Consider the following 20,293-nt stretch of genomic DNA (forward strand, 5'->3'; position numbering starts at 1 on the left):
CTTTTAGAATGACATCTTTATTTAGGTATTTAAAAGCGATCGCCACACTAAATCTGAATAGAGATGGTAGATTATCTACGACTTTGGGCAAGCTAAAGACTGAAGATTTGTTTGAGGTTAATCAGCCCTCATTGATGATTAGGGTTAGGGTAATCAACATCTTTTAAAGGTTATTTTATGGTGATTTACTAATGAAGAATTTATGGCAAAATTTTAATATTTTTGGCTGGGGGCTGCTCAGTGCGACATTAGTACTTCAACCTACGTCAGCCCAAGCTCAATATATCCAGCGATCATTCTTAAATCCCAGTTTTGAGCAACCTGTTTTTGGTTCTCCTGGTCAACAATGTTACGTTCAAGTGGATAAAAGTCTTATCCCTGGTTGGGAAACAACTCATACTCCAGTAACAGGAACAGGCAGCTGTTCAGGTTTTGTACAAACAACATCCAATCTCATCGAAATTTGGACTTCAGGATTTATTGGTGTTAGTACAGCAACCAATGCAGGGAATCAATTTGCTGAGTTAAATGCTGAACAAGCTTCTGAGTTGTATCAGAATATATGCCTAATTAAAAATGAGACGATCACATTCTCTCTTTTACATCGTGGGCGGTCAAGTGCAACTGTTGCTGATGTAGCCAATTTTTTAATTGGACTAAATACTGATTCAACATCAACTGTTTTTGGCACTTTTTCAACAACTAGTGATGGAACAGTTACGGCACAACCTATAGCACAGAATGGTGCAATTATTCCTAATGTAACTAACAATAATGCAGCAAATGGCTGGGTACGATACACTGGCACAGTGCCTTATACTGGTGCTTCTGGTAATCAACCTGTAGGATTTGCGGCTGTTTCCACAGCGGGTGGGAACAATACTGTAGGTAACTTCCTTGATGACGTGCAATTTGCTGGTAAACCTGTGCTTGAGTTTACAGCCAGTTCAGGTGGTGCAGCAGAATCGGAAACTACCCCTACTAGCAACCCACCTAAACTTAGGATTGTTGGTTTAGTGCCAACCGGGGGGATCAGTGTTCCGATTTCTGTCTCTGGTACAGCGGCTTTAGGTACAGACTACAATACGACATCAGGCACATCCACTTTTAATATCACTATTCCTGCGGGCAACTACGATGGTAATGATGCCACTAGTGTCTTTACCATTCCCTTTACTGTCATTAATAACAACATTCCTCAAGGTACGAGGACAATCGTATTCACCGTACAACCTTCAACTAGTTTTTTCGCCAGTTCGACAACGACTTGTGGTGCTTCCCCAACAATCGTTTCTAACTATACAATCTATGACGATGATTTTCTCAGCGGTAAGGTTTGGAATGATCTAGACAATAGCGCTAACAATACTTTTACTAATATCAATACTGGCTCAGAAACTGGTACTAATGCCGGTGGATTGTTAAATGCTATTCTCGTGGATTCTAACAATAAAGTTTTAAAAACAACACCTGTTGCAGCAGATGGTACTTACACCTTTCTCGATGTTCCCTTGAATCAAAACAATGTTAAAATTCTCTTAAGTACAATTGCTGGCACAGTAGGTAATACTGCGCCTACAGCATCGCTCCCTCCTAACTGGGTCAATACTAGCCCACTAACGACAGCTACTTTTAATACTGGTACAAACATCTCTAGTAAGGACTTTGGGATTAGGTCGACAACACCTAATGTCTTGCTTGTGAAACGGATTACAGCGATAAATGGCGGCACTACCACATTTGGGGGGGATTCTTTGGGCAGTTATATTGATGCCCCAACTAATCCCTACGATGATAATAACATCACCATTCCAACCCAACCCACACCAACAGACCCGCCCCAGGACACTGACAATTGGCCATCCTTAAATAGCTTCATGCTCGGTGGCATCAATGGTGGTTATGTCAAGCCGGGTGATCAAATAGAATACACTATCTATTTCCTATCCGCAGGTAAGGCAACAGCAAATAATGTTTTGATTTGCGATCGCGTTCCTGATAATGTCACTTTCCTACCAACTGCATTCAATAATTTCCCAACCAAAAACACAAGTGGTCTTGCAAGTGGCGATCGAGGGATCATTTGGCAAAACAATGGTGTAACTGAATCCTTAACTAATACCAAAGATGGGGATACAGCAGAATATTTATCCCCAGGCGTTGACCCCACGAATAATTACCCTAGTATCAAATGTGATGGTAGTAATATTAACGGTGTGGTGGTTGTGAATTTGGGAAATGTGCCAAATGCAACTGCACCAGGTACACCAATTAATTCCTACGGGTTTATCCGTTTCCGGGTTAAGGTGAAATAGATATCTGGTGACAAAGAATGTAAAGACTTAGCAGTGCTACGTCTCTACAAGGGTTCTGGATGATGCATATTTAATTTCACCAGATGTCTAATTCTTAGACAGACAAGGCTTGTCTCACTTCAATTGGTTCACCCGTCAAGCTAAAAGGGCGAACTTCGGTAATTTTTACCTTCACTAACTGCCCTTTCAATTCTTGGATATTGCCACTGAAGAATGTCAGACGATTACCGCCAGTGCGTCCCATGACTTGAGTTTGATCTTTGGGGTTTTGGTCTTCTACTAAAACGGATTCAATGCGTCCGAAGTAACGTTGCGATCGCTCTGCTACTTTCAAGTTTACTAAATGATTCAGGCGTTGCAGGCGATCGCTTTTAATTTCTTCACTCAGCTGAGTGTCCCACAAAGCAGCTGGTGTCCCTGGACGCGGCGAATATGCTGCTGTATTCAACATGTCAAAGCCAATATCTTCCACCAGTTTCAGGGTATTTTCAAATTGTATTTCTGTCTCCCCAGGAAAACCGACAATCGCATCAGCACTAATCGAAGCATCTGGCATATACTGCCGAATGGTATCGATGATCCGGCGATATTTCTCATGGGTATAACCCCGCGCCATCGCCTTTAAAAGTTCATTATCCCCAGATTGAAAGGGAATGTGGAAGTGTTTGCAGACTTTGGGCAATTCAGCACAAGCCTTAATTAATCTCTCTGTAAAATAACGGGGGTGGCTAGTAGCAAATCTTAACCTTTCAATCCCCGGCACATCATGCACATAATAAAGTAAATCTGTGAAGTTGTACAGATGCCGACCTTCTGCTGTTGTTCCTGGCAAATCTCTGCCGTAAGCGTCAATATTTTGACCGAGTAGAGTAACTTCCTTGTAACCTTGGTGTCCTAATTTTTCCATCTCAGCCCGGATAGCTGACGGTATGCGAGATTGTTCCACACCGCGCACATTGGGAACCACACAGTAGGTGCAACGTTCGTTACAGCCGTAAATTACATTTACCCAAGCTGTCACTTTACTATCCCGTCGCGGCTGGGTGATATCTTCAATAATATGAACCGACTCGGTTGCTACAACTTGGTTGCCTTCAAAGACTGACTCCAGCAAATCTTTGAGGCGGTTGGCGTGTTGTGGCCCCATTACCAAGTCTAATTCTGGGACTCGCCGCAACAGCGCTTCACCTTCTTGTTGGGCAACACAACCAGCAACAATCAGAGTTAAATCAGGCTGTTCATGTTTGCGCTTCGCCTGTCTGCCAAGGTAGGAGTATACCTTTTGCTCGGCATTATCCCTTATTGTGCAGGTATTGTAGAGAATCACATCTGCATTATTCGGATCTTCTGACCATTCAAAGCCCATGTCTTCCAAAACGCCAGCCATGCGCTCTGAGTCAGCTTTATTCATCTGACAACCGAAGGTAGTGATGTGGTAGTGGCGTTTAGAGGAGGTCATGGGCAATTATGCTTAATCAGCGTAATGTTGTATATAAGGTTTATTTTTATTCTATGTGCGTTACGTTGTCACTAACGCACCCTACGAAGACAAAATCTTGGAGTTATTAGTAACTTTTTACTTTCTACTAGAACGGAGGCAAATTATTCGGGTCAATACCGTGAGATTGCAAATAAGCAATCAGTTGTTCTTTTTGCTGACGTTCTTGTTCAGCGCGTTGACGTTCTTGTTCAGTGCGTTGACGTTCTTGTTCAATTTGTTCCACAGCCCAAGGTAACAAATTACCAGCTTCATTCCACCAGCGCAACCAATAACCAGTTCGAGCTTCTTTTGTTCCTTGCCAAGTTCCCAAAAATAAGCCCATTGTCTCAACCCAATGACGACCATTTTCGTCAGGTTGCTTTAACTCATAGCGTCTATTTTCTAGGTGATAAAATTCTAATAAACCGCTATCTGGTTCAAAAATCGCGTAGATGGGAACTTGCAAAATTTGCTCATAGAAAAACCATTTTCCTGGTGGATAAGTTCGCTTTACCGAATATTCCCCACCCTCAGTGTCGGATAGGAATTCTATAACAATCGCCGGGATATCACCTTTTAAATTGGGTGTATAACTTTTCCGATTACTTACAACTTCATTAACCGACGGCACATAAACCCAGTCAGGTGCTTTCGCAATAAATTGCCCGTTGACAGTCGCACAAAGACCAAAATTCGAGGCTATTAACATCTGGGGTTGAATGAATCCACTGATTTCTAGACTTTCACGCAAAGCACCAGCCAAAATTGGCTGACTCGTATTCTCCACTGGTTCATCCTCTAGTTGAAAGTCGTCGGGCAACGCTTCCCAAGATATTACCAGTTCTGTTGGTGATTTGGCTTTGCTGAGTTGGGTTGCCATAAACACAGCATGAATGTAAGTTTATTTTTTATTTTATCGTTTCCAGCATAGGGATGGGGGAGTATCCCAATTTTGCCAAAATACTTATCTTTAGATGATTTTGAAGAGATTGTATACACATCTTTGCTAATTGCTAAGTACAGTTTTGCATAATAATCGTAGCGTTTTTAAATGCAGAGGGACGCATTGGCCTTGCAGGGGGAGACATTGCCATTGCAGGGAGATGCATTGGCATTGCAGAGAGACACATTGCCATTGCAGAGGGAGACATTGGCATTGTAGAGAGACGCATTGGCATTGCAGAGGGATACATTGCCATTGCAGTGAGATACATTGGCATTGCCAAATTTAATTTTAAGACTTACGCAATAACTCTCTGAAACTCTTGTTCCTTTATGAGTTAAAAGTAAGTATTGAATTCTTCGCTTATAACTCATAACTTATAACTTTTATGCTGGGTTCCAAGTGCCGTGGAAGCTGTGGGGAATGACGCTAGGTAATCCTAGTTTGCAAACAGGTTCGGCATCCAGGCGATCGCTATCAAATACCCAAACTTCACTACTATGAGAATTACCATCGTAGACAACGGTTAATACCCAACTTTGCTCAGGATTTTGGCTGTCTTGGGCGTGGATGGGTTCTGAAGGATAACGGTTTTCTCCAAAGTCTGCTTCGGTGAGGGTTTCAGTTTTGTGATCAAAACGAGCGATCGCATTTAATATTTCTTGACTAATATCTGTTCCTGAGCGGAATGTTGACATATATGTGTACCGAGAAGCTTGCCCCACGTTTTGCTGTGGTACATTCGGAAATTCACAATGTCCGTTTAATAGTTGCTGAATTGACGTAACTTTGCCAGTTTGAGGATGCAGATGAACTCGCGTTAGTGTACTTTTAGCGGGGGTGTGAGTCTCACCTGTAGCTACTTCCTTGAGATATTGGTTAGTTTGAAAATCTTCATAACGGGCGATATCCACAATCACTGAACCGCTAGTATCTACATAACCGTTAGCAAAATGCCATTGATACCAAGGTTCGGTTTCTCCACGACTCACTACAGATAGAGTTTCCCGGTCAATAACTAAAATCTGAGTTCCTAATTTAGGTTGCCACTCTAGCGAATCACTATAGTTGTTTATCCCTATTAGCACGGGTAAGACATTCAACCGCACTGGCGGAAGGAAAAATACAATATACTGTCCTGCTAAAACAAAATCATGCACCAATGGTACACCATCTAGCTGGTATGCGGCTTGTTGGATAATCCGCCCAGTCGAATCGCTTTTGTAAATATTAAGCGTCGCATTTTGTCCAGGGCTGATGCCAAAGTTAAAAATCTCCCCTGTTTGCTCGTCACGCTTACAATGTGCGGAATAGCTTAATCCTTTAGTTAACCCCCCTAAATCATCTTCGCCCCAAGTTTCTAAAGTTTGTAAATTGAGGGCGTGGGGTTTACCACCTTCCCACAGTGCCAAAAGTTTATCTGGAAGTGCTAGCACCGAGGTGTTGGCAGCATTCTTGATCGGCTTTTGCCATTGATTCCAAATTGGCCCTGGTGCAGTCATACCATAATTGCCGTAGACTAGTTTACCTGCTGCGGCTTCTTCTTGATAGCCAGAGGTTTGCACGTAGCGATAAACCCCGGTTGCGACTGCATCGGTAAAATTTACAGCCAGAATTGCCCCATCTCCGTCAAACCAGTGTCCCATGTGAATGTCACCGCGTTCTAGCCGTGCTGCGCCATTGCGGTAAAGTGTGCCACGCAAGCCATCTGGGATTTTGCCAGAAAGAATTGGCAATTGCGTAGAGGGAAATTTTTTTGCTGGTTGTGCGATTGCACCTGCCCAGCCTTTTGTTGTTGACTTTCTCTCAATGGTATGCATATAAAATTGTTGCTTGCTAAATTATCGATGTACATAGCTACATTCTTACATTTTCATCTTTGCTGCAATTTTTCAACAATGCCTCTAGCTGTGGATGTATAGAGGCTTTGACATGATATTACTCGTTAACTGAGCTAGCTCATAGTAACCAATAAAAATAACCACTAAATTGGAATCAATCAACATTGCAAGTGGTTCAAAAAACTATGATTAGCCAACAAACAATAGATATCGTCAAATCTACAGCACCTATCTTAAAAAAGAACGGTAAGCAAATCACAACTCGGATGTATGAAATTATGTTTCAAAATCATCCAGAAATCAGAGAACAATTTGATATGTCTGCTCAAGCAAATGGTTCTCAGCCTGCGAGGTTGGCTACAGCAGTTTATGGCTATGCTACCCAAATTGATAATTTGCCTGCTTTAAAATCGATGGTGGAAAAGATTGCCCATCGCCATGTGCAGACGCATGTTACACCAGAACAATATCCTATTGTTGGAGAAAGTTTACTGCAAGCAATGAAAGATGTTTTAGGGGAAGCAGCTACAGAAGAAGTAATGGCGGCTTGGAGTGAAGCTTATCAGGCATTGTCTCAAGTTTTTATTCACAGAGAAGATGAGATATATATAGGTGAAGAGAGAAAACAACAACTTGTGCATTCCTAACCACAGAACTTAGTGTCATAACGACAGAACTGAGTACAGTATTTCATTAATACGTAGCAAATGAAATTTGGCAATACCCTACAATGCCAATACAAGCTGACACATTGTTGATGCATCGGCTTGCATTGTTAATGCAAGCTTTTACGCAAAACTGTACTTCGTGTTGTAAATCGAGCTTTAATTTTTCTAATAAAAGTTTTTGGTGTAGTGGCGACTAAAGATTTTCCAAAAACTCCTCAACAGAGACTCCAGATTGACTCAAAATACTCTTTAGCGTTCCAACAGCTATAGTTTTGCGATGCAATGGTACAACACAACCTACTTCAATCACTTTCTGTTCTTCACCTTCCTCTACAAGTTGTTTTTTCAAAATCACATGACTGCCACGTTGTCGTACCTGAACAAAACCTAAGCGTTCCAAAACACGTATAACTTCAGAAGCTCGAACTCTTGGTAGCTTAGGCACTAGTTACCTCAAATGTGGTTAGCAACCGACGAGGTGCTATCTCAAAAAGTGGGAACTCTTCTAAATAAAGTTCCGTTGCTTCCCGCAAATTAGCGATCGCTTCTTCTATCGTCTCTCCTTGGCTGGCGGTTCCCACCTCTGGACATTCAGCTACATAAACATCCTCTTCCCAGTGCAAGATTGCTGTAAAGGTTCGAGTTTTTGTATTCTTAGCCTGTTGTAATGAACTCATGGAGCGTTTATTTGGCTATCTTTTCATTTTTATATTGTTGCTTAATCACCTGGAACCAACAACATTCGCGCCTCAATTGCTTCCCAGGTTTGGGGTGACACCCGGACTGCTGCTTGTTTGCACTGGATAATGAGATGATTAGCGTAGAGATAATCGCCGAGTGCTTTCGCTTCTGCCTCAGATAAGTTGACCATTTCTTGGGTGAGATTGAAAGCATTAAGTAAGGTTTGTTGGAGGTTTTCCGCAAATGCTCGAAGTACTTCCCGTGACTGTTGCTTACCAGGAACTTTAACTTTCAGTGCTTCTAGTCGAGCAATTAGCACAGTAAAGTTGATGTTATTGAAGATTTTTAATTTTTCTAGTTCACGAGAGTAGTTGATAGCTAAGGCGTTGGCGTTGGCGTTGGCGTTGGCTAAGGCGTTGGCTAAGGCGTTGGCGTTGGCGTTGGCGTTGGCGTTGGCGTTGGCGTTGGCGTTGGCGTTGGCGTTGGCGTTGGCGTTGGCTAAGGCGTTGGCGTTGGCGTTGGCGTTGGCGTTGGCGTTGGCGTTGGCGTTGGCGTTGGCGTTGGCGTTGGCGTTGGCGTAGGCGATCGCAACTGCACGTTTACCCACAGGTTTAAAATCCCCTGGCGATCCAGCTGTTACCTGTTCTGCCCAGTTTAATAAAGCTTGTAACTTCGGTGTATTAATATATTTTTGCGCTTCCTTTTCCATTAGCAGCAGCAAATCATCTGCACCACCGCGCATTAACCCAGCTACTAACAAAAATACCTCTTTCCAGCGTTCATGTGTCAGATGTTTAGTAACTAACTTCTCAACTTGGCGATGGTCATCAATATATTGTGCCGTTAAATATTCCTGTAGTGTTAGATGAGAGAAGGAAAAGACATCCTCGGCTCGTTCTACCAAAATTCCTTGTTGAATTGCGATCGCATTCAGTACTGATTTCCCATCTAAATGCTGAGGTGCATTCAGATTACTCGCTAAAAATGTTTTAATTTGCCCAACAATATCGCGTTGTGAAAAGAATAGCCTGTCAGACTCAAAACCTGTATAAGCAATCTCTGATAGTAATATCTCTTCTAATTCTGTATGCAGTCCTTGATAAATCTCATCTCTGAGAATTCGCTTTTCTGATGCCCACTCTTCTAGCAATATCCGCAGTGCTTTCCGGTAAAGAACACTGCGATTATCTGGAAAACTTTGGGAACGGTCATAAACTAAACACAGAAATGTCAGCAACAAAGGTGTGTGCGCCAACTCTTTTGCAGCTTCATGTTCTGGTTTTTGCAGTAACTCCCAGCATTTCTCGCCTGTGTTCGCCTGTTTGTCTGCTTCACAATGAAACCAGTTATAAATAAATTGCTGAATTTGATCATCGTCAAAGTCTGCCATTGAGACATCGCTAAAGCGGCGAAAACCACTGCGATAAGCTGCCGTGCGACAGGAGGCAATGAAACGATTTTGATCGTACTTGTCAACAAAATTTTGAATTTGACTAATTGCCTCAGTCAAGTTTTTTGTTGGTACTTCATCCAAACCATCCAGCAAAATTAGTAACTTACCTTCTTCTAAAGCTTTAGCTGTAAATTTATCTGGTGATGGAAAGCCGCAAGTACGAAACTCCTCAGCAATAAACGTTTCAATATTGATGTTGCTGGATGCAAACCTTTTCAATTCAATAAAAACTGGAATGCAGGCGTGTTTAAACCCTCCTTTTTTACCTTTGAGCGCTTCTAGTCCCATCTTCCGCACAAATGTAGACTTTCCTGCACCAGGGCCACCAAGCACCATCAGATATTGTTTATCATTAGCAACTTTAACTCCTGCTTGTTTTTTACCATCGTGAGATTGAAAACTTCGGTTTTTAGCTTGGCGATAGACTTCTTCTAAATTCTCAATAGATTCAAAACTACGGATAGCATCATCACCTAAAAACTGAACTGCTGTATAGATCGATTCCAGCTTGACAGGTTCACGCATTCCTAATACTTTGAGAATGCCATGCCGTTCTTCGTACTTCTTCTGATATTCATTTGATGCAGCAAAAATTAACTCTTTGGTTTTTTCATCCAGGGTTTGACCAAACATTTCTAGAACCTTACCGCCACTTTCCCAAAGGATTTGGAAAATCGGAACAGCTACGCCACTAACAACTGATATCGCCCAAGGTTCCATTCCTGTCATAAAATTATCAGTGAATATATATAAAATTTAAAGCCAAGTTGTATTATCCAACTCTAAGCTCTATTATGACAACTACACCAAGCTTCAATTCCTGGGTTATCTGTCCCCAACCAAATCCTCAAGTCAACTTGCGTTTATTCTGCTTCCCCTACGCTGGTGGTAACTCGGCAATTTTTCGCACCTGGCCTAATAATCTACCTAATAATGTCGAAGTTTGTGCTGTGGAATATCCGGGACGGGGAAGACAGATTCAGTCAGCACCCTTGACGCGATTAGAACCTCTTGTTGAAGCGATCGCTCCACTTCTTATACCATATTTAGACAAACCATTCGCCTTCTTCGGTCATAGTATGGGCGGATTAGTTAGCTTCGAGTTAACCCATCTACTTCGCTCTAAGTATAGTCTTGCTCCCTTTCATCTCTTCATATCTGCTCGTCGCGCCCCGCAAATTCCGTTGACAAAACCACCCCTCCACGTTCTATCAGACACTGATTTGCAAGACGAGCTACACAGTCTTAACGGTACACCCAAAGCAGTACTAGAAAGCCCGGAATTGATGCAGATATTTCTTCCTATTTTGCGGGCAGATTTTGCAGTTCTGGAAACTTATATTTACACTCAAAAACAGCCACTGGAGTGTCCTATTACTGTTTTTGGTGGTTTGCAAGACCAAGAAGTTAGTCATGAGCAGCTGCAAGCATGGCGAGAGCAGACAATTGCTGCTTTTTCATTACATGAGTTCAACGGTGACCACTTTTTTATCCATTCACACCAACAATTATTATTTAAACTTATATCTCAAGAATTGCAGATTTGTAAGCGTAGGTGGTAGTAGTAATTAGATAAGAAGGAGTTAGGAGTCAGAATATATAATTTTCCTGACTCTCTGAACTTTTTCTGTACAATATTTCTACTTTTTATTTTTGGGTAGCGATCGCTAACCTTGCTCCCTTCACCTGACGGACTTGATCCATTATTTGCACTACCTCACCGTGCAAGACTTTTTGATCAGCATTAATAATCACCAATGTATCTGGGTTAGAACCAACTAAAGTCCGCACTCGCGCTGCTAAATTATTAACTGCTATTGGATCGCGGTTTAGGCTTACCTGACCTTTTTCATCTACCGTGATGGTAACTTTAGTGGGAATTTGCTGTTCCTTCGCCGTGGCTGCCTTCGGTAGATTTACTGGTAATCCTTCTGATCGTGTTAAAAACAGCGTTGACATAATAAAAAATGTCAAAAGGGCAAACATTACATCAATCAGAGGTACTACATTTATAAATGGTGCTAAATCTGGTTCATTATCATCTAGATCCATAGGACTTCTCCTGTTGTTCGTAGCGATCATGTTGTTCATAGCGATCAAGGAACAGTATTTCTAGCTGTCCGCCGTACTCTTGAATCATTGTTATCTGCCGCTGATATAATCCCCGGAAGATGCTGGCTCCTAAAAGCACAAAGATAGCTACAATCAATCCTGTGGCGGTAGCAACTAAAGCTTCACTAATACCAGCAGTAACTACACCAGTTTTAGTACCTCCAACATCACCAATATTCAATCCAGCAAATGAGCGAATTAATCCTAAAATTGTGCCGAGAAGTCCCAACAGAGGCGCTAAACCGATAATGGTGTCAAATACAGGTTGAAACCGCTTTAGTATAGGGATTTCTGCTTGTGCCTCGCTTTTCAAAGCCAAGCGAAATTTTTCTGGAGTCGGTCTTTCTAGCTGTAGTCCAGCCAGATAAATGCGTGCTATGGGTAAATCTACATTTTTTTGCAGCTTATCCACAGCACTAACCAGATTATCAAGTCGATAAAGATTTAAAACCTCTCGCACCACCCGGTTTTGACGCTTACCAATCTTTAGCCAAAACTTCGCCCGTTCAATCATTAGTGCCCCTGCCAACACTGAAAACAGTAACAGGGGCCACATAACCACACCACCTGCTTCAAACAAATTCTGAATTCCCATGTAGTGCCTCTAAATGTCATCAACAATACAAAATCAGACTACCAGAATCAAGCGAAAAAATGAAACTTTTTCTCAATAGAGTTTAAGAGATAATTAGACTTTTTTCAAATCTAATTTAATTGTTATTATTTTTATTTACTATTTTTGGGTTTTATATAAATTAATTTAATTAATACAAAAATTTTATCTGGAAATCGTGATAGTGAACAGTATTTTTCAAAGATATTTTTTTTGAGTAGTATTCTGTTCCGTAACACTGCCGAAAATAATTTTAATTTTTTACTTGATATTTGCAACCATGCATTCTAAAATGACTAAATTAGTGAGAATAGGTAGCAATAGCTATGAGCTTTTCTGGCATTACTGTCGAGCAACGTTCCAAAGAAGTTGAGGCTCTCAAGTCTTTTCTGACTTACAGTCTAATAGGTTCACTGGCGCTGCATATCGGCGTACTGTCCTCAGGCATAGGTAATTATTTGACAAGAGTGCCTACAAACGAAGATGACCCAATAGAGGTGGCGATCATAGATACTCCGACTCCGGAGCCAGAAAAACCACTTGAAAAAATTCCAGAAGAACCCAAAAAAGAACCAGAAATTGTTCAAAAACAGCTTAGAGAAATTCCACCAGTACAAAAACCAGTACAAGAATTGATTGAAAGACCACAAATTCAGCCAGTTCAACAACAACCAAGACAAACTACTCAAATTCAGCCAGTTCAACAACAACCAAAACAAACTACTCAAAACCCCCAACCAACAAATAGGGAAATTGCTCCCAAGCCAGAAGCCCCTGTGAAAACTGTTGCACCTGTGAGTGGTGGCGGCGGCGGTGGTGGCGGCGGTAGTCCAGTCCTGACAGATAACTCTGGTAGCTCTGGCTCTGGCGTTGCTTTAAGTACAGGTTCAGGTTCAGGTTCAGGTTCAGGAATTGGCTCAGGTTCAGGTTCAGGAATTGGCTCAGGAATTGGCAGTGGTAGGGGTTCAGGAATTGGCAGTGGTATAGGGAATGGAGTAGGAAACCGTCCGACAGTAGCAACAGCGCCAATAGTGCCAACACCTCCAAAAATTAACAGTTCAGGTAATGGTAATGGTAGTGCAGCCTGCCGCAAATGTGGTTTCAAGTATCCAGAATCATTGAAACGGCGAGGAATCGAAGGCCGTACAGGTTTGGCTTTCGATACTGATGATCAAGGTAATGTCACTAATGTGCGAGTAGCCAGCTCCAGTGGAAACCGTGAATTAGACGAAGAACAGGTGAGACAAGCGCGTGAATGGAAGTTCAACCCAGCACAAGGTGGCAGACGAGGGGTGCGAGTCAACTCTGCGGCTTTTAAAGAAGATTCACAGCAATACCGCCAATACCAACAACAAAGAAAAAGACAAGCAGAAGAGAGAACCCAGCAGGCAGCAGCTGCTGCTAACTCCACACCAGAAAATCCAAGACGTAGGCGCAGAGAGTTGACACCCTCATCTAATGAAGCTACAGCCACAATACCAGCAATATCTGGATTGAATCAACGGCCGCAACCTCAAAGACGAGAAATTATTACCGCAGGCTCATCATCTGAAGCGAGGATAAATCGCCCTCAAGGAAGTGCCAGAGACTCCCTACGCAGCATCCAGCGTCAACGAGCGGCTACCAATTCATCACCACAGCCACAAGCAACCCCAACTCGGCGGCGGCGAGCAGAAAACACCAGTCAGAACAAGTTGCGGGAGTCTTTGCGCCGTTTACGCCCACAACCTCAATCGCAACCTGCTGCTCCCAGTCAGCCGTAGTCTGTCAAGTTAAAATTGATGGGTTCTTAGTGAATGATTTATCGCTCAATTTTAAAGGCTAGAGCAGCTATGAAATTTTACAACCCATCAAAATTAATGACATGAAACACTAGTAGAGGGATAAAACTTACCAGAATCATACTTTGATTAGCGACGATCGCCGCCTCCTATTTTTAGGAGGCGGTTGTTTTTTAGATCCGAATGGTCTAGTTAAGCATCATCCCTCTACCATGAGGAAGAGGGGTTAGGAGTGCGGTAATTTTATGATGGGCAATTAGACACACTGGCGATCACGCCCTTTGCCAATCAATGGAAGTGGAAGTGAATAATCCTCTACTTCCCCATCCCCAATTTCTCTGATCAGGGCGATGAAAATCGCCTGCACCTAAGGAATGGTAGTAGTGTTTGCTCATCAAATTATATGCTGAGAGGATAGTCAATGGCTAACTCTCAAGTTGCTCATCTGCACTTTATGCTAGGCTTCAAATTCCCTGATTTGAATAAAACTTCTACATAAACACACACTGATGCAGTTTGATTTGCTTGAATAGCTATATTGATAAGACATTGATCCGACGGCAATTCACAATTCCTGATTATGGCAAGTAAATTCATTGATGTTAGGGAATATACTGTCAGGGCGCACAAAAGACAGATTCATACTCGTGTTTTCCAGTTTGTCTGTAAAGAGTGTAACGATCTGACAAAGCGCGAGACTTTCGGACCTCGACCCTTATATTGTGAGAGATGTCGCCCTCCCCAACCCCCTAAGAAATCCCAACCAACATCTCACAAAGCAAAACCCAGACCAATGTCTTACAAAAGTGACATCAACTTAAATTGATTGAAGCCTTATGACTCAAAATGGACAATTAGAACCACCTCCGGGCACCTTTGTTTCACCACTGTTGGAATTACGAGACTATTATGCTCGCCTTACAGAAGAGTATGAACGCCTCTTTGTGCAGGCGCGATCGCAGCTCGATCATGTAGAAGCGTTGTTGTCTAACTGGTCTTTTTCTGATGCGAATAAGCAGATATCAAGACTAACGGTGGCTGAGGAAACCACAAATCTTTCTCAAGAAGGCTCTCTGCGGTTTTTATCACCCCTTGATGACATCGACGAAATCAACTTGGTGGAGTCTGTAGAGTCAGTACGAAAAGACAAAGACTTGGTTGAGATAGATAATTCCTTTTCTGCTGCTGTTGATACAAAAGAGAGTCAATCTCCAACTACATCGCCAGATCCAAAGATCACCCCAGAGAACAACGATAGTTCAACAAAGGTGGCGGAAATCCCCATGCTACCCCAGTATAATCACGCTCTGTCGCGAATGGAAGCCATAAAACAGCTATTGCAAGAGCAGATAGGCACTGTCTGTCATATTGATTTTATCGTGCGATCGCTTTATGGAGAGTTGGATTCCAATCTATTCAAAGTAGTTAAAGGTAGGGTTCAATCTTCCCTCACCCAAGGCAGAGAAAGGAATTACTGGGTAACTATTCCCGATGAGCCAGGTTGTTATACTCTGGATTTAAGTTTGGTAGCCCCAAATAATGGCAATGGTGCTTCTAAAAGCATCAAAAACAAAAAGAAGAAATCTTTCCTACCTCCAATAAAAACAGTACCAATGCTCAAAGCCTTTGAGGGTCAATTCTTAATTGATGCCCTCACCTCTCTGTTAGAACAAAATCCAGGTAAAGTTTTCAGCGTTGCTGAAGTCATTGCCGGAATTTATGGAGAACTAGATTCTCAACAACTTAGAGAGATCAAAAATAAGGTGCTGAATGAATTATCTAGAGGCTATCGGACAGGCAGATTTTCTAGGGTTCCTAACCAAATTGGCTTCTATACTTGGGACTCCAATCTGATATTGGAGGGTAGTTCTCGCTAAATTGGCATTGGGCATTGGGCAAACGGGGCATTGAGTATTGTTATTCTTCTTCTGCTCCCATGCTCCCCTGCCCCCCTGCCCCTTCCCCACTCCCCTATCCTAAAAACAGCTTGTATGCCGGATTCTTGTTTTCATCCCAATAGCGATACCCCAGGTTATCGAGAAAAGCTTGCCAATCTTCCATCTCGTGGGGGGGAACCTGGATACCAACAACGATTCGTCCGTAGTCTGCCCCGTTATTGCGGTAGTGAAAAAGACTAATATTCCAATTGGGACTCGTGGAAGTAACAAACTTCATCAATGCACCGGGACGTTCGGGAAACTCAAAACGGTAGAGCAATTCATTGTGAGCCAGGGGAGAGTGCCCACCCACCATGTGCCGCAGATGTAATTTAGTTAGTTCGTCGTCTGTTAAATCAAGAGTTTCAAATCCTTGAGCTTCAAAGTTTTCTACCATCTTTGCAGCATCGGCCCGGTTTTGAATTTGCACACCTACAAAAATATGGGCTGTTTTTTCATCGGCAATGCGATAATTAAACTCAGTAAGATTACGGTTGCCAATACATTCACAAAACCGACGAATACTTCCCCGTTCCTCAGGAATTGTGACTGCAAAGATAGCTTCGCGGCGTTCGCCCAACTCTGCACGTTCTGCCACAAAGCGGAGGCGATCAAAATTCATGTTTGCACCGCAGGCTACAGCAATTAAGGTTTGCCCCTCGATTTGTTCTCGTTCTGCGTAGGCTTTGGCAGCTGCGATCGCTAATGCACCGGCTGGTTCTAGAATGGATCGCGTATCCTCAAACACGTCTTTAATTGCAGCACAAGTTTTGTCTGTATCCACCAGAATAATTTCATCTACATACTGCTGACATAAACGAAAGGTTTCTTCACCTACTTCTCGCACCGCCACACCATCAGCAAATAACCCCACTTGGGACAAGCGCACCCGATGTCCGGCTTTTAGTGATTGAGACATCGCATCAGCATCTACTGGTTCAACGCCAATAATCTTGATTTCCGGACGCAACCGTTTCACATAAGCCCCAATCCCAGAAATTAATCCGCCCCCTCCAATTGCGACAAAAATCGCATGGATGGGTTGCTGATATTGCCGTAAAATTTCCATCCCGATTGTTCCCTGTCCAGCAATTACATGGGGATCATCGAAAGGATGAATAAAGGTCAACCCTTTTTCTACTTCTAATTCACGGGCATAGCTGTAAGCATCGTCGTAGGTATTTCCATGTAACACGACTGCTCCGCCCCTCATTCTAACCGCATCTACCTTGACTTGAGGTGTGGTTATTGGCATGACGATAATCGCTCTGGTTCCTAAGCGCTGGGCTGCAAGGGCGACCCCCTGAGCATGGTTCCCCGCAGACGCTGCGATTACACCCAGCGCCAATATATCTGGTGGCAGTTGCACCATTTTGTTATAAGCACCCCGCAGTTTAAAGGAAAATACTGACTGCATATCCTCACGTTTCAGCAGGAGTTGATTATTTAGCCGTGCAGACAAATTTGGGGCATACTCAAGTGGTGTTTCCTGGGCAACATCATACACACGGGCAGTTAGAATTTGGATGAGGTAGTCGCAATACATGGGTGTCAAGGTGTTAGCAAATGCCAGATGGAAATTAATTTTACGTTACAAGCGATCGCACTGGTTTTATTTAATTGCACCAAGGCGAAATTTTGAGTGAATAAAATTTAAAAATTACTAATACTGTTTGAAGAGAAATAAGTTCAGTGATTGAAATTTTTTGATGACTTCAAATTAAATGCGATCGCTGGTAGGTTGATTTTAAAAGAGTTTCGTCAACTGTCTGAGTATTTAAGATCAACAGATAAGTATAGTGTTGCTTATGAACATAACTTCTCAATTTATGTTAAACTCTGTATAGAAGATTAAATTCGGCTATGTAGTTTGTTTTTATAGATACTTGTATTACAGACCTCTGCGGATCTCAATCTCTACACCCCCTGATTCTGGAGACATTATATGTCAATTTATGTCGGTAACCTAGCTTATGAGGTTAAAGAAGACGACCTCCGGCAAGTCTTTGCAGAATACGGAACGGTAAAAAATGTTCAATTGCCTATCGACCGAGAAACAGGTCGGATGAGAGGTTTCGGCTTTGTAGAAATGGAATCGGACGCACAAGAAACAGCAGCAATTGAAGCCCTTGATAACGCTGAGTGGATGGGTCGGAGCTTAAAAGTTAATAAAGCTAAACCCAAAACTGACGGAGGTTCCTCTGGTGGTAGACGAGGAAACTATAGTGGTGGTGGTGGTTCCTCTGGCCGCTATTAAGGTCTAAAATCAAGAATTTAACTCTAAAGTCTTGAGGGCAGACAAGGCGTCTGCCTTTTTTTTGCGCTTCGGTTGACTGGAGTGCTTACCACTAATTAAGCCAATTTAGTAGGAATATAGTATGACCCAGATAATACCAGGCGAAAATGAAGGGATTGAATCAGCCTTACGTCGATTTAAGCGAGAAGTGTCCAAGGCGGGGATTTTCCCAGATATCAAGAAGCACCGTCACTTTGAAACGCCCCTGCAAAAGCTCAAACGCAAAACAATTGCTAAACACAAGCAGCAAAAGAGAAGTTTCCGCAATTGATAATAAATGTCTTTTATGAAACCATGCGTTAGCGTAGCTTACCGTAGGTATCGTTTTTCTAATAGGTGTAGCAACCATGAACCCAGAAGTTAAACATATTGTTAGCGAACTAAGGCGTGAGTTCTACTCTAACTTTGCTGCTGCGATGAATATGCCGGTGATCATAACTGGTACATCTTATAGTAGTAATTCACCGATCGCATCTTGGATGGATTATAGGGAGAGACTAAACTATGTAAATATATATGCTTATACAGCACCCGATGAATTTGTCCCATTCCGCCCATTCATTCTTCGACTGGCTATAAACAAGAGTGCTGGTAGAGTGACGACGTTCAGAAAAGGACAAGTCTGCCGAGGTCTTAATTTGGTGTGGGATTTCGAGTTAACTGTACTACCAAAAGAAATCTTAGACTTTCTTCCCTGGATAGTTAACTTAGTTGAGGCTCATGACAAAGGTTCGTCCTTATTGCTACAATCACCACCTCATTCATTTGAATTAAAAGTGCCAGAGGTTGAATTCTTTAATAACGCATGGACTCAGAAAGCTTGGCTCCTTGCAAATTCGAGAATATCCTAATGGTTGGTGCTAATCGCTCTTTTAGCAACCGACTAAAAATATATGTGCTTGGGCTTTGTTTGCCCAATAAGAAATTAGCGACCCTACTTCGGGGAACGTTCCAAACCTTTGTAAATTTTTAAAACAAAATAGGCACCGTTGCACAAGTATTAGAAGGTTCTCCTGATTTGCTTGATAATCATGCTACTCGCGCGTTAATACCTGCTATATGCCTGATAATTAATAAGGCAATCTACAGAGAGCAAAGATGCAGACTCTCCAACAACTCTCCCTCCCAAGCATGGGCTGCGGGACTTGGGCCTGGGGCAACCAACTGCTTTGGGGATATAACGAAAGTATGGATGACCAGTTGCAAGCCGTCTTTAACCTTTGTGTAAGCAACGCTGTGACTTTATTTGATACAGGTGATTCTTACGGAACTGGGAGATTGAATGGTCGCAGTGAGTTACTCCTGGGACGATTCAACCGAGAATATGTAGGTTCAGGTAAAGAAAATATTTGTATTGCTACTAAGCTTGCTGCTTACCCGTGGAGATGGACACGTCAGTCAATGGTAAAAGCTTGCAAATCATCTGCCCAACGCCTGGGAAGAAACGTAGATTTGGTACAGATGCACTGGTCTACAGCAAACTATGCTCCTTGGCAAGAGGGAGGGCTGTTAGATGGTCTTGGCGATTTGTATGAGCAAGGACTGGTTAAGGGAGTGGGACTATCTAATTATGGGCCTAAGCGGCTTAAGCAGGTACAGAAAAAGTTTGCTGAACGAGGCGTTCCGATTACTACTCTGCAAGTTCAATACTCTTTGTTGTCTACATATCCTGTCACTCAACTAAAGCTTAAAGACCTTTGTGATGAGTTGGGAATCAAATTGATTGCCTACAGCCCTCTAGCTTTGGGACTACTGACAGGAAAATACTCTGAGCAAGGCCATTTGCCCAAAGGCATCCGAGGTCTGCTGTTTAGGCAGATATTACCAGGAATGCGATCGCTTTTGGCATGTTTACAAGAGGTGGCACAGTCTAGAAACAAAACCATGTCACAGGTAGCAATTAATTGGTGCATCTGTAAAGGAACCATTCCTATCCCTGGAGCAAAGAGTGTGGAACAGGCAAGGGAGAATATTGGTGCATTGGGTTGGCAATTAGACGGCAATGAGATTGCAGAGTTGGATAGGGCGGCGAGGAATGCAGACAAAAAAATGGTACAAAATATCTTTCAAACTAAGTAAAATTTCAACGTTGCTGAATTTGAATATGAATCATTGCAAAAACCTGGTTTAAGTTGAAATAATATAAATTCCTATTTTTCACTTAAAATACATC

22 protein-coding genes are annotated in these 20,293 nt (G+C 42.5%); 11 read left to right on the plus strand and 11 right to left on the minus strand.

Features of this window, described 5'->3' with window-relative positions; all coding sequences use genetic code 11:
- Positions 1-8 precede the first annotated feature (8 nt).
- Together V7K49_RS24670 and V7K49_RS24675 are read left to right on the plus strand one after the other, a co-directional pair.
- Positions 9-167, plus strand: a complete 159-nt coding sequence (locus tag V7K49_RS24670; RefSeq protein WP_335207954.1) for a hypothetical protein — start codon at positions 9-11, stop codon at positions 165-167.
- A 24-nt stretch (positions 168-191) separates the two neighbouring features.
- Positions 192-2,315: a hypothetical protein gene (locus tag V7K49_RS24675; RefSeq protein WP_335207955.1), complete on the plus strand. Its 2,124-nt coding sequence runs from the start codon at positions 192-194 to the stop codon at positions 2,313-2,315.
- Between the two features lie 94 nt (positions 2,316-2,409).
- Here the strand turns inward: V7K49_RS24675 and miaB are convergent, their stop codons facing one another.
- From miaB to V7K49_RS24695, 4 genes are all read right to left on the minus strand, one after another.
- Positions 2,410-3,774: a tRNA (N6-isopentenyl adenosine(37)-C2)-methylthiotransferase MiaB gene (gene miaB / locus V7K49_RS24680; protein ID WP_335207957.1), complete on the minus strand. Its 1,365-nt coding sequence runs from the start codon at positions 3,772-3,774 to the stop codon at positions 2,410-2,412.
- Positions 3,775-3,901: 127 nt separating this feature from the next.
- Entirely contained in the window at positions 3,902-4,675 is a 774-nt protein-coding gene (locus tag V7K49_RS24685) for a Uma2 family endonuclease (protein WP_335207958.1), read from the minus strand.
- Between the two features lie 133 nt (positions 4,676-4,808).
- Positions 4,809-5,015: a hypothetical protein gene (locus V7K49_RS24690; protein ID WP_335207959.1), complete on the minus strand. Its 207-nt coding sequence runs from the start codon at positions 5,013-5,015 to the stop codon at positions 4,809-4,811.
- Positions 5,016-5,124: 109 nt separating this feature from the next.
- Positions 5,125-6,558, minus strand: coding sequence for a carotenoid oxygenase family protein (locus V7K49_RS24695; protein WP_335207961.1), 1,434 nt, complete (start codon positions 6,556-6,558; stop codon positions 5,125-5,127).
- Between the two features lie 206 nt (positions 6,559-6,764).
- Between V7K49_RS24695 and V7K49_RS24700 the strand changes: the two genes are divergently transcribed.
- Positions 6,765-7,226 carry a globin domain-containing protein gene (locus V7K49_RS24700; protein ID WP_335207963.1) on the plus strand — a complete coding sequence of 154 codons (462 nt, stop codon included), beginning with the start codon at positions 6,765-6,767 and terminating at the stop codon, positions 7,224-7,226.
- A gap of 214 nt (positions 7,227-7,440) precedes the next feature.
- Here V7K49_RS24700 and V7K49_RS24705 read toward each other — a convergent pair whose 3' ends face one another.
- Genes V7K49_RS24705 through V7K49_RS24715 form a run of 3 tightly spaced genes read right to left on the minus strand, consistent with a single transcriptional unit; the run spans position 7,441 to position 10,110 of the window.
- On the minus strand, positions 7,441-7,692 hold the full coding sequence (locus V7K49_RS24705) for a type II toxin-antitoxin system HicA family toxin (protein ID WP_335207965.1): 252 nt from the start codon (positions 7,690-7,692) through the stop codon (positions 7,441-7,443).
- Positions 7,685-7,924: a type II toxin-antitoxin system HicB family antitoxin gene (locus tag V7K49_RS24710; protein WP_335207967.1), complete on the minus strand. Its 240-nt coding sequence runs from the start codon at positions 7,922-7,924 to the stop codon at positions 7,685-7,687. Before V7K49_RS24710 ends, V7K49_RS24705 begins: the two co-directional genes overlap by 8 nt.
- A 41-nt stretch (positions 7,925-7,965) precedes the next feature.
- Entirely contained in the window at positions 7,966-10,110 is a 2,145-nt protein-coding gene (locus V7K49_RS24715) for an NACHT domain-containing protein (RefSeq protein ID WP_335207969.1), read from the minus strand.
- A 65-nt stretch (positions 10,111-10,175) separates the two neighbouring features.
- Between V7K49_RS24715 and V7K49_RS24720 the strand changes: the two genes are divergently transcribed.
- Entirely contained in the window at positions 10,176-10,943 is a 768-nt protein-coding gene (locus V7K49_RS24720) for a thioesterase II family protein (protein WP_335207970.1), read from the plus strand.
- 85 nt (positions 10,944-11,028) lie between these two features.
- Here V7K49_RS24720 and V7K49_RS24725 read toward each other — a convergent pair whose 3' ends face one another.
- Positions 11,029-11,433 (minus strand): ExbD/TolR family protein, encoded by a 405-nt coding sequence (locus V7K49_RS24725; RefSeq protein WP_335207972.1) that lies wholly within the window; start codon positions 11,431-11,433, stop codon positions 11,029-11,031.
- Positions 11,420-12,088 carry a MotA/TolQ/ExbB proton channel family protein gene (locus tag V7K49_RS24730; RefSeq protein ID WP_335067398.1) on the minus strand — a complete coding sequence of 223 codons (669 nt, stop codon included), beginning with the start codon at positions 12,086-12,088 and terminating at the stop codon, positions 11,420-11,422. The genes V7K49_RS24725 and V7K49_RS24730 overlap by 14 nt, the downstream gene beginning before the upstream one ends.
- A 344-nt stretch (positions 12,089-12,432) precedes the next feature.
- On the opposite strand from V7K49_RS24730, the gene V7K49_RS24735 reads away from it, so the two are divergent.
- Positions 12,433-13,869, plus strand: a complete 1,437-nt coding sequence (locus V7K49_RS24735) for a TonB family protein (protein ID WP_335207974.1) — start codon at positions 12,433-12,435, stop codon at positions 13,867-13,869.
- Between the two features lie 290 nt (positions 13,870-14,159).
- Here V7K49_RS24735 and V7K49_RS24740 read toward each other — a convergent pair whose 3' ends face one another.
- Positions 14,160-14,309, minus strand: coding sequence for a hypothetical protein (locus tag V7K49_RS24740; RefSeq protein ID WP_335207976.1), 150 nt, complete (start codon positions 14,307-14,309; stop codon positions 14,160-14,162).
- A gap of 158 nt (positions 14,310-14,467) precedes the next feature.
- Here V7K49_RS24740 and V7K49_RS24745 point away from each other — a divergent pair, with 158 nt between their 5' ends.
- Together V7K49_RS24745 and V7K49_RS24750 are read left to right on the plus strand one after the other, a co-directional pair.
- Entirely contained in the window at positions 14,468-14,713 is a 246-nt protein-coding gene (locus V7K49_RS24745; protein ID WP_273767526.1) for a hypothetical protein, read from the plus strand.
- 10 nt (positions 14,714-14,723) lie between these two features.
- On the plus strand, positions 14,724-15,764 hold the full coding sequence (locus V7K49_RS24750) for a hypothetical protein (RefSeq protein WP_334868549.1): 1,041 nt from the start codon (positions 14,724-14,726) through the stop codon (positions 15,762-15,764).
- Positions 15,765-15,858: 94 nt separating this feature from the next.
- Here V7K49_RS24750 and ilvA read toward each other — a convergent pair whose 3' ends face one another.
- A complete protein-coding gene (gene ilvA, locus V7K49_RS24755) occupies positions 15,859-17,370 on the minus strand; it encodes a threonine ammonia-lyase, biosynthetic (protein ID WP_334868551.1) in 1,512 nt (503 codons plus the stop codon).
- Positions 17,371-17,769: 399 nt separating this feature from the next.
- On the opposite strand from ilvA, the gene V7K49_RS24760 reads away from it, so the two are divergent.
- The 4 genes from V7K49_RS24760 (at position 17,770) to V7K49_RS24775 (ending at position 20,199) form a co-directional block, all read left to right on the plus strand.
- Positions 17,770-18,081 (plus strand): RNA recognition motif domain-containing protein, encoded by a 312-nt coding sequence (locus tag V7K49_RS24760; protein WP_298907849.1) that lies wholly within the window; start codon positions 17,770-17,772, stop codon positions 18,079-18,081.
- 121 nt (positions 18,082-18,202) lie between these two features.
- Entirely contained in the window at positions 18,203-18,391 is a 189-nt protein-coding gene (gene rpsU / locus V7K49_RS24765) for a 30S ribosomal protein S21 (protein WP_334868554.1), read from the plus strand.
- 76 nt (positions 18,392-18,467) lie between these two features.
- Entirely contained in the window at positions 18,468-18,971 is a 504-nt protein-coding gene (locus tag V7K49_RS24770) for a hypothetical protein (protein WP_335207977.1), read from the plus strand.
- 247 nt (positions 18,972-19,218) lie between these two features.
- Positions 19,219-20,199, plus strand: a complete 981-nt coding sequence (locus tag V7K49_RS24775) for an aldo/keto reductase (RefSeq protein WP_335207978.1) — start codon at positions 19,219-19,221, stop codon at positions 20,197-20,199.
- Positions 20,200-20,293 lie beyond the last annotated feature (94 nt).

Source organism: Nostoc sp. (assembly GCF_036919675.1).
Classification (GTDB): Bacteria; Cyanobacteriota; Cyanobacteriia; order Cyanobacteriales; family Nostocaceae; genus Nostoc.

What these genes read in the sequence shown, in the direction of transcription:
- V7K49_RS24670 (WP_335207954.1), top strand. Translation starts at nt 9, where the DNA reads ATGACATCTTTATTTAGGTATTTAAAAGCGATCGCCACACTAAATCTG.
- V7K49_RS24675 (WP_335207955.1), top strand. Translation starts at nt 192, where the DNA reads ATGAAGAATTTATGGCAAAATTTTAATATTTTTGGCTGGGGGCTGCTC.
- miaB (WP_335207957.1), bottom strand. Translation starts at nt 3,774, where the DNA reads ATGACCTCCTCTAAACGCCACTACCACATCACTACCTTCGGTTGTCAG.
- V7K49_RS24685 (WP_335207958.1), bottom strand. Translation starts at nt 4,675, where the DNA reads ATGGCAACCCAACTCAGCAAAGCCAAATCACCAACAGAACTGGTAATA.
- V7K49_RS24690 (WP_335207959.1), bottom strand. Translation starts at nt 5,015, where the DNA reads ATGCCAATGTATCTCACTGCAATGGCAATGTATCCCTCTGCAATGCCA.
- V7K49_RS24695 (WP_335207961.1), bottom strand. Translation starts at nt 6,558, where the DNA reads ATGCATACCATTGAGAGAAAGTCAACAACAAAAGGCTGGGCAGGTGCA.
- V7K49_RS24700 (WP_335207963.1), top strand. Translation starts at nt 6,765, where the DNA reads ATGATTAGCCAACAAACAATAGATATCGTCAAATCTACAGCACCTATC.
- V7K49_RS24710 (WP_335207967.1), bottom strand. Translation starts at nt 7,924, where the DNA reads ATGAGTTCATTACAACAGGCTAAGAATACAAAAACTCGAACCTTTACA.
- V7K49_RS24715 (WP_335207969.1), bottom strand. Translation starts at nt 10,110, where the DNA reads ATGACAGGAATGGAACCTTGGGCGATATCAGTTGTTAGTGGCGTAGCT.
- V7K49_RS24720 (WP_335207970.1), top strand. Translation starts at nt 10,176, where the DNA reads ATGACAACTACACCAAGCTTCAATTCCTGGGTTATCTGTCCCCAACCA.
- V7K49_RS24725 (WP_335207972.1), bottom strand. Translation starts at nt 11,433, where the DNA reads ATGGATCTAGATGATAATGAACCAGATTTAGCACCATTTATAAATGTA.
- V7K49_RS24730 (WP_335067398.1), bottom strand. Translation starts at nt 12,088, where the DNA reads ATGGGAATTCAGAATTTGTTTGAAGCAGGTGGTGTGGTTATGTGGCCC.
- V7K49_RS24735 (WP_335207974.1), top strand. Translation starts at nt 12,433, where the DNA reads ATGAGCTTTTCTGGCATTACTGTCGAGCAACGTTCCAAAGAAGTTGAG.
- V7K49_RS24745 (WP_273767526.1), top strand. Translation starts at nt 14,468, where the DNA reads ATGGCAAGTAAATTCATTGATGTTAGGGAATATACTGTCAGGGCGCAC.
- V7K49_RS24750 (WP_334868549.1), top strand. Translation starts at nt 14,724, where the DNA reads ATGACTCAAAATGGACAATTAGAACCACCTCCGGGCACCTTTGTTTCA.
- ilvA (WP_334868551.1), bottom strand. Translation starts at nt 17,370, where the DNA reads ATGTATTGCGACTACCTCATCCAAATTCTAACTGCCCGTGTGTATGAT.
- V7K49_RS24760 (WP_298907849.1), top strand. Translation starts at nt 17,770, where the DNA reads ATGTCAATTTATGTCGGTAACCTAGCTTATGAGGTTAAAGAAGACGAC.
- rpsU (WP_334868554.1), top strand. Translation starts at nt 18,203, where the DNA reads ATGACCCAGATAATACCAGGCGAAAATGAAGGGATTGAATCAGCCTTA.
- V7K49_RS24770 (WP_335207977.1), top strand. Translation starts at nt 18,468, where the DNA reads ATGAACCCAGAAGTTAAACATATTGTTAGCGAACTAAGGCGTGAGTTC.
- V7K49_RS24775 (WP_335207978.1), top strand. Translation starts at nt 19,219, where the DNA reads ATGCAGACTCTCCAACAACTCTCCCTCCCAAGCATGGGCTGCGGGACT.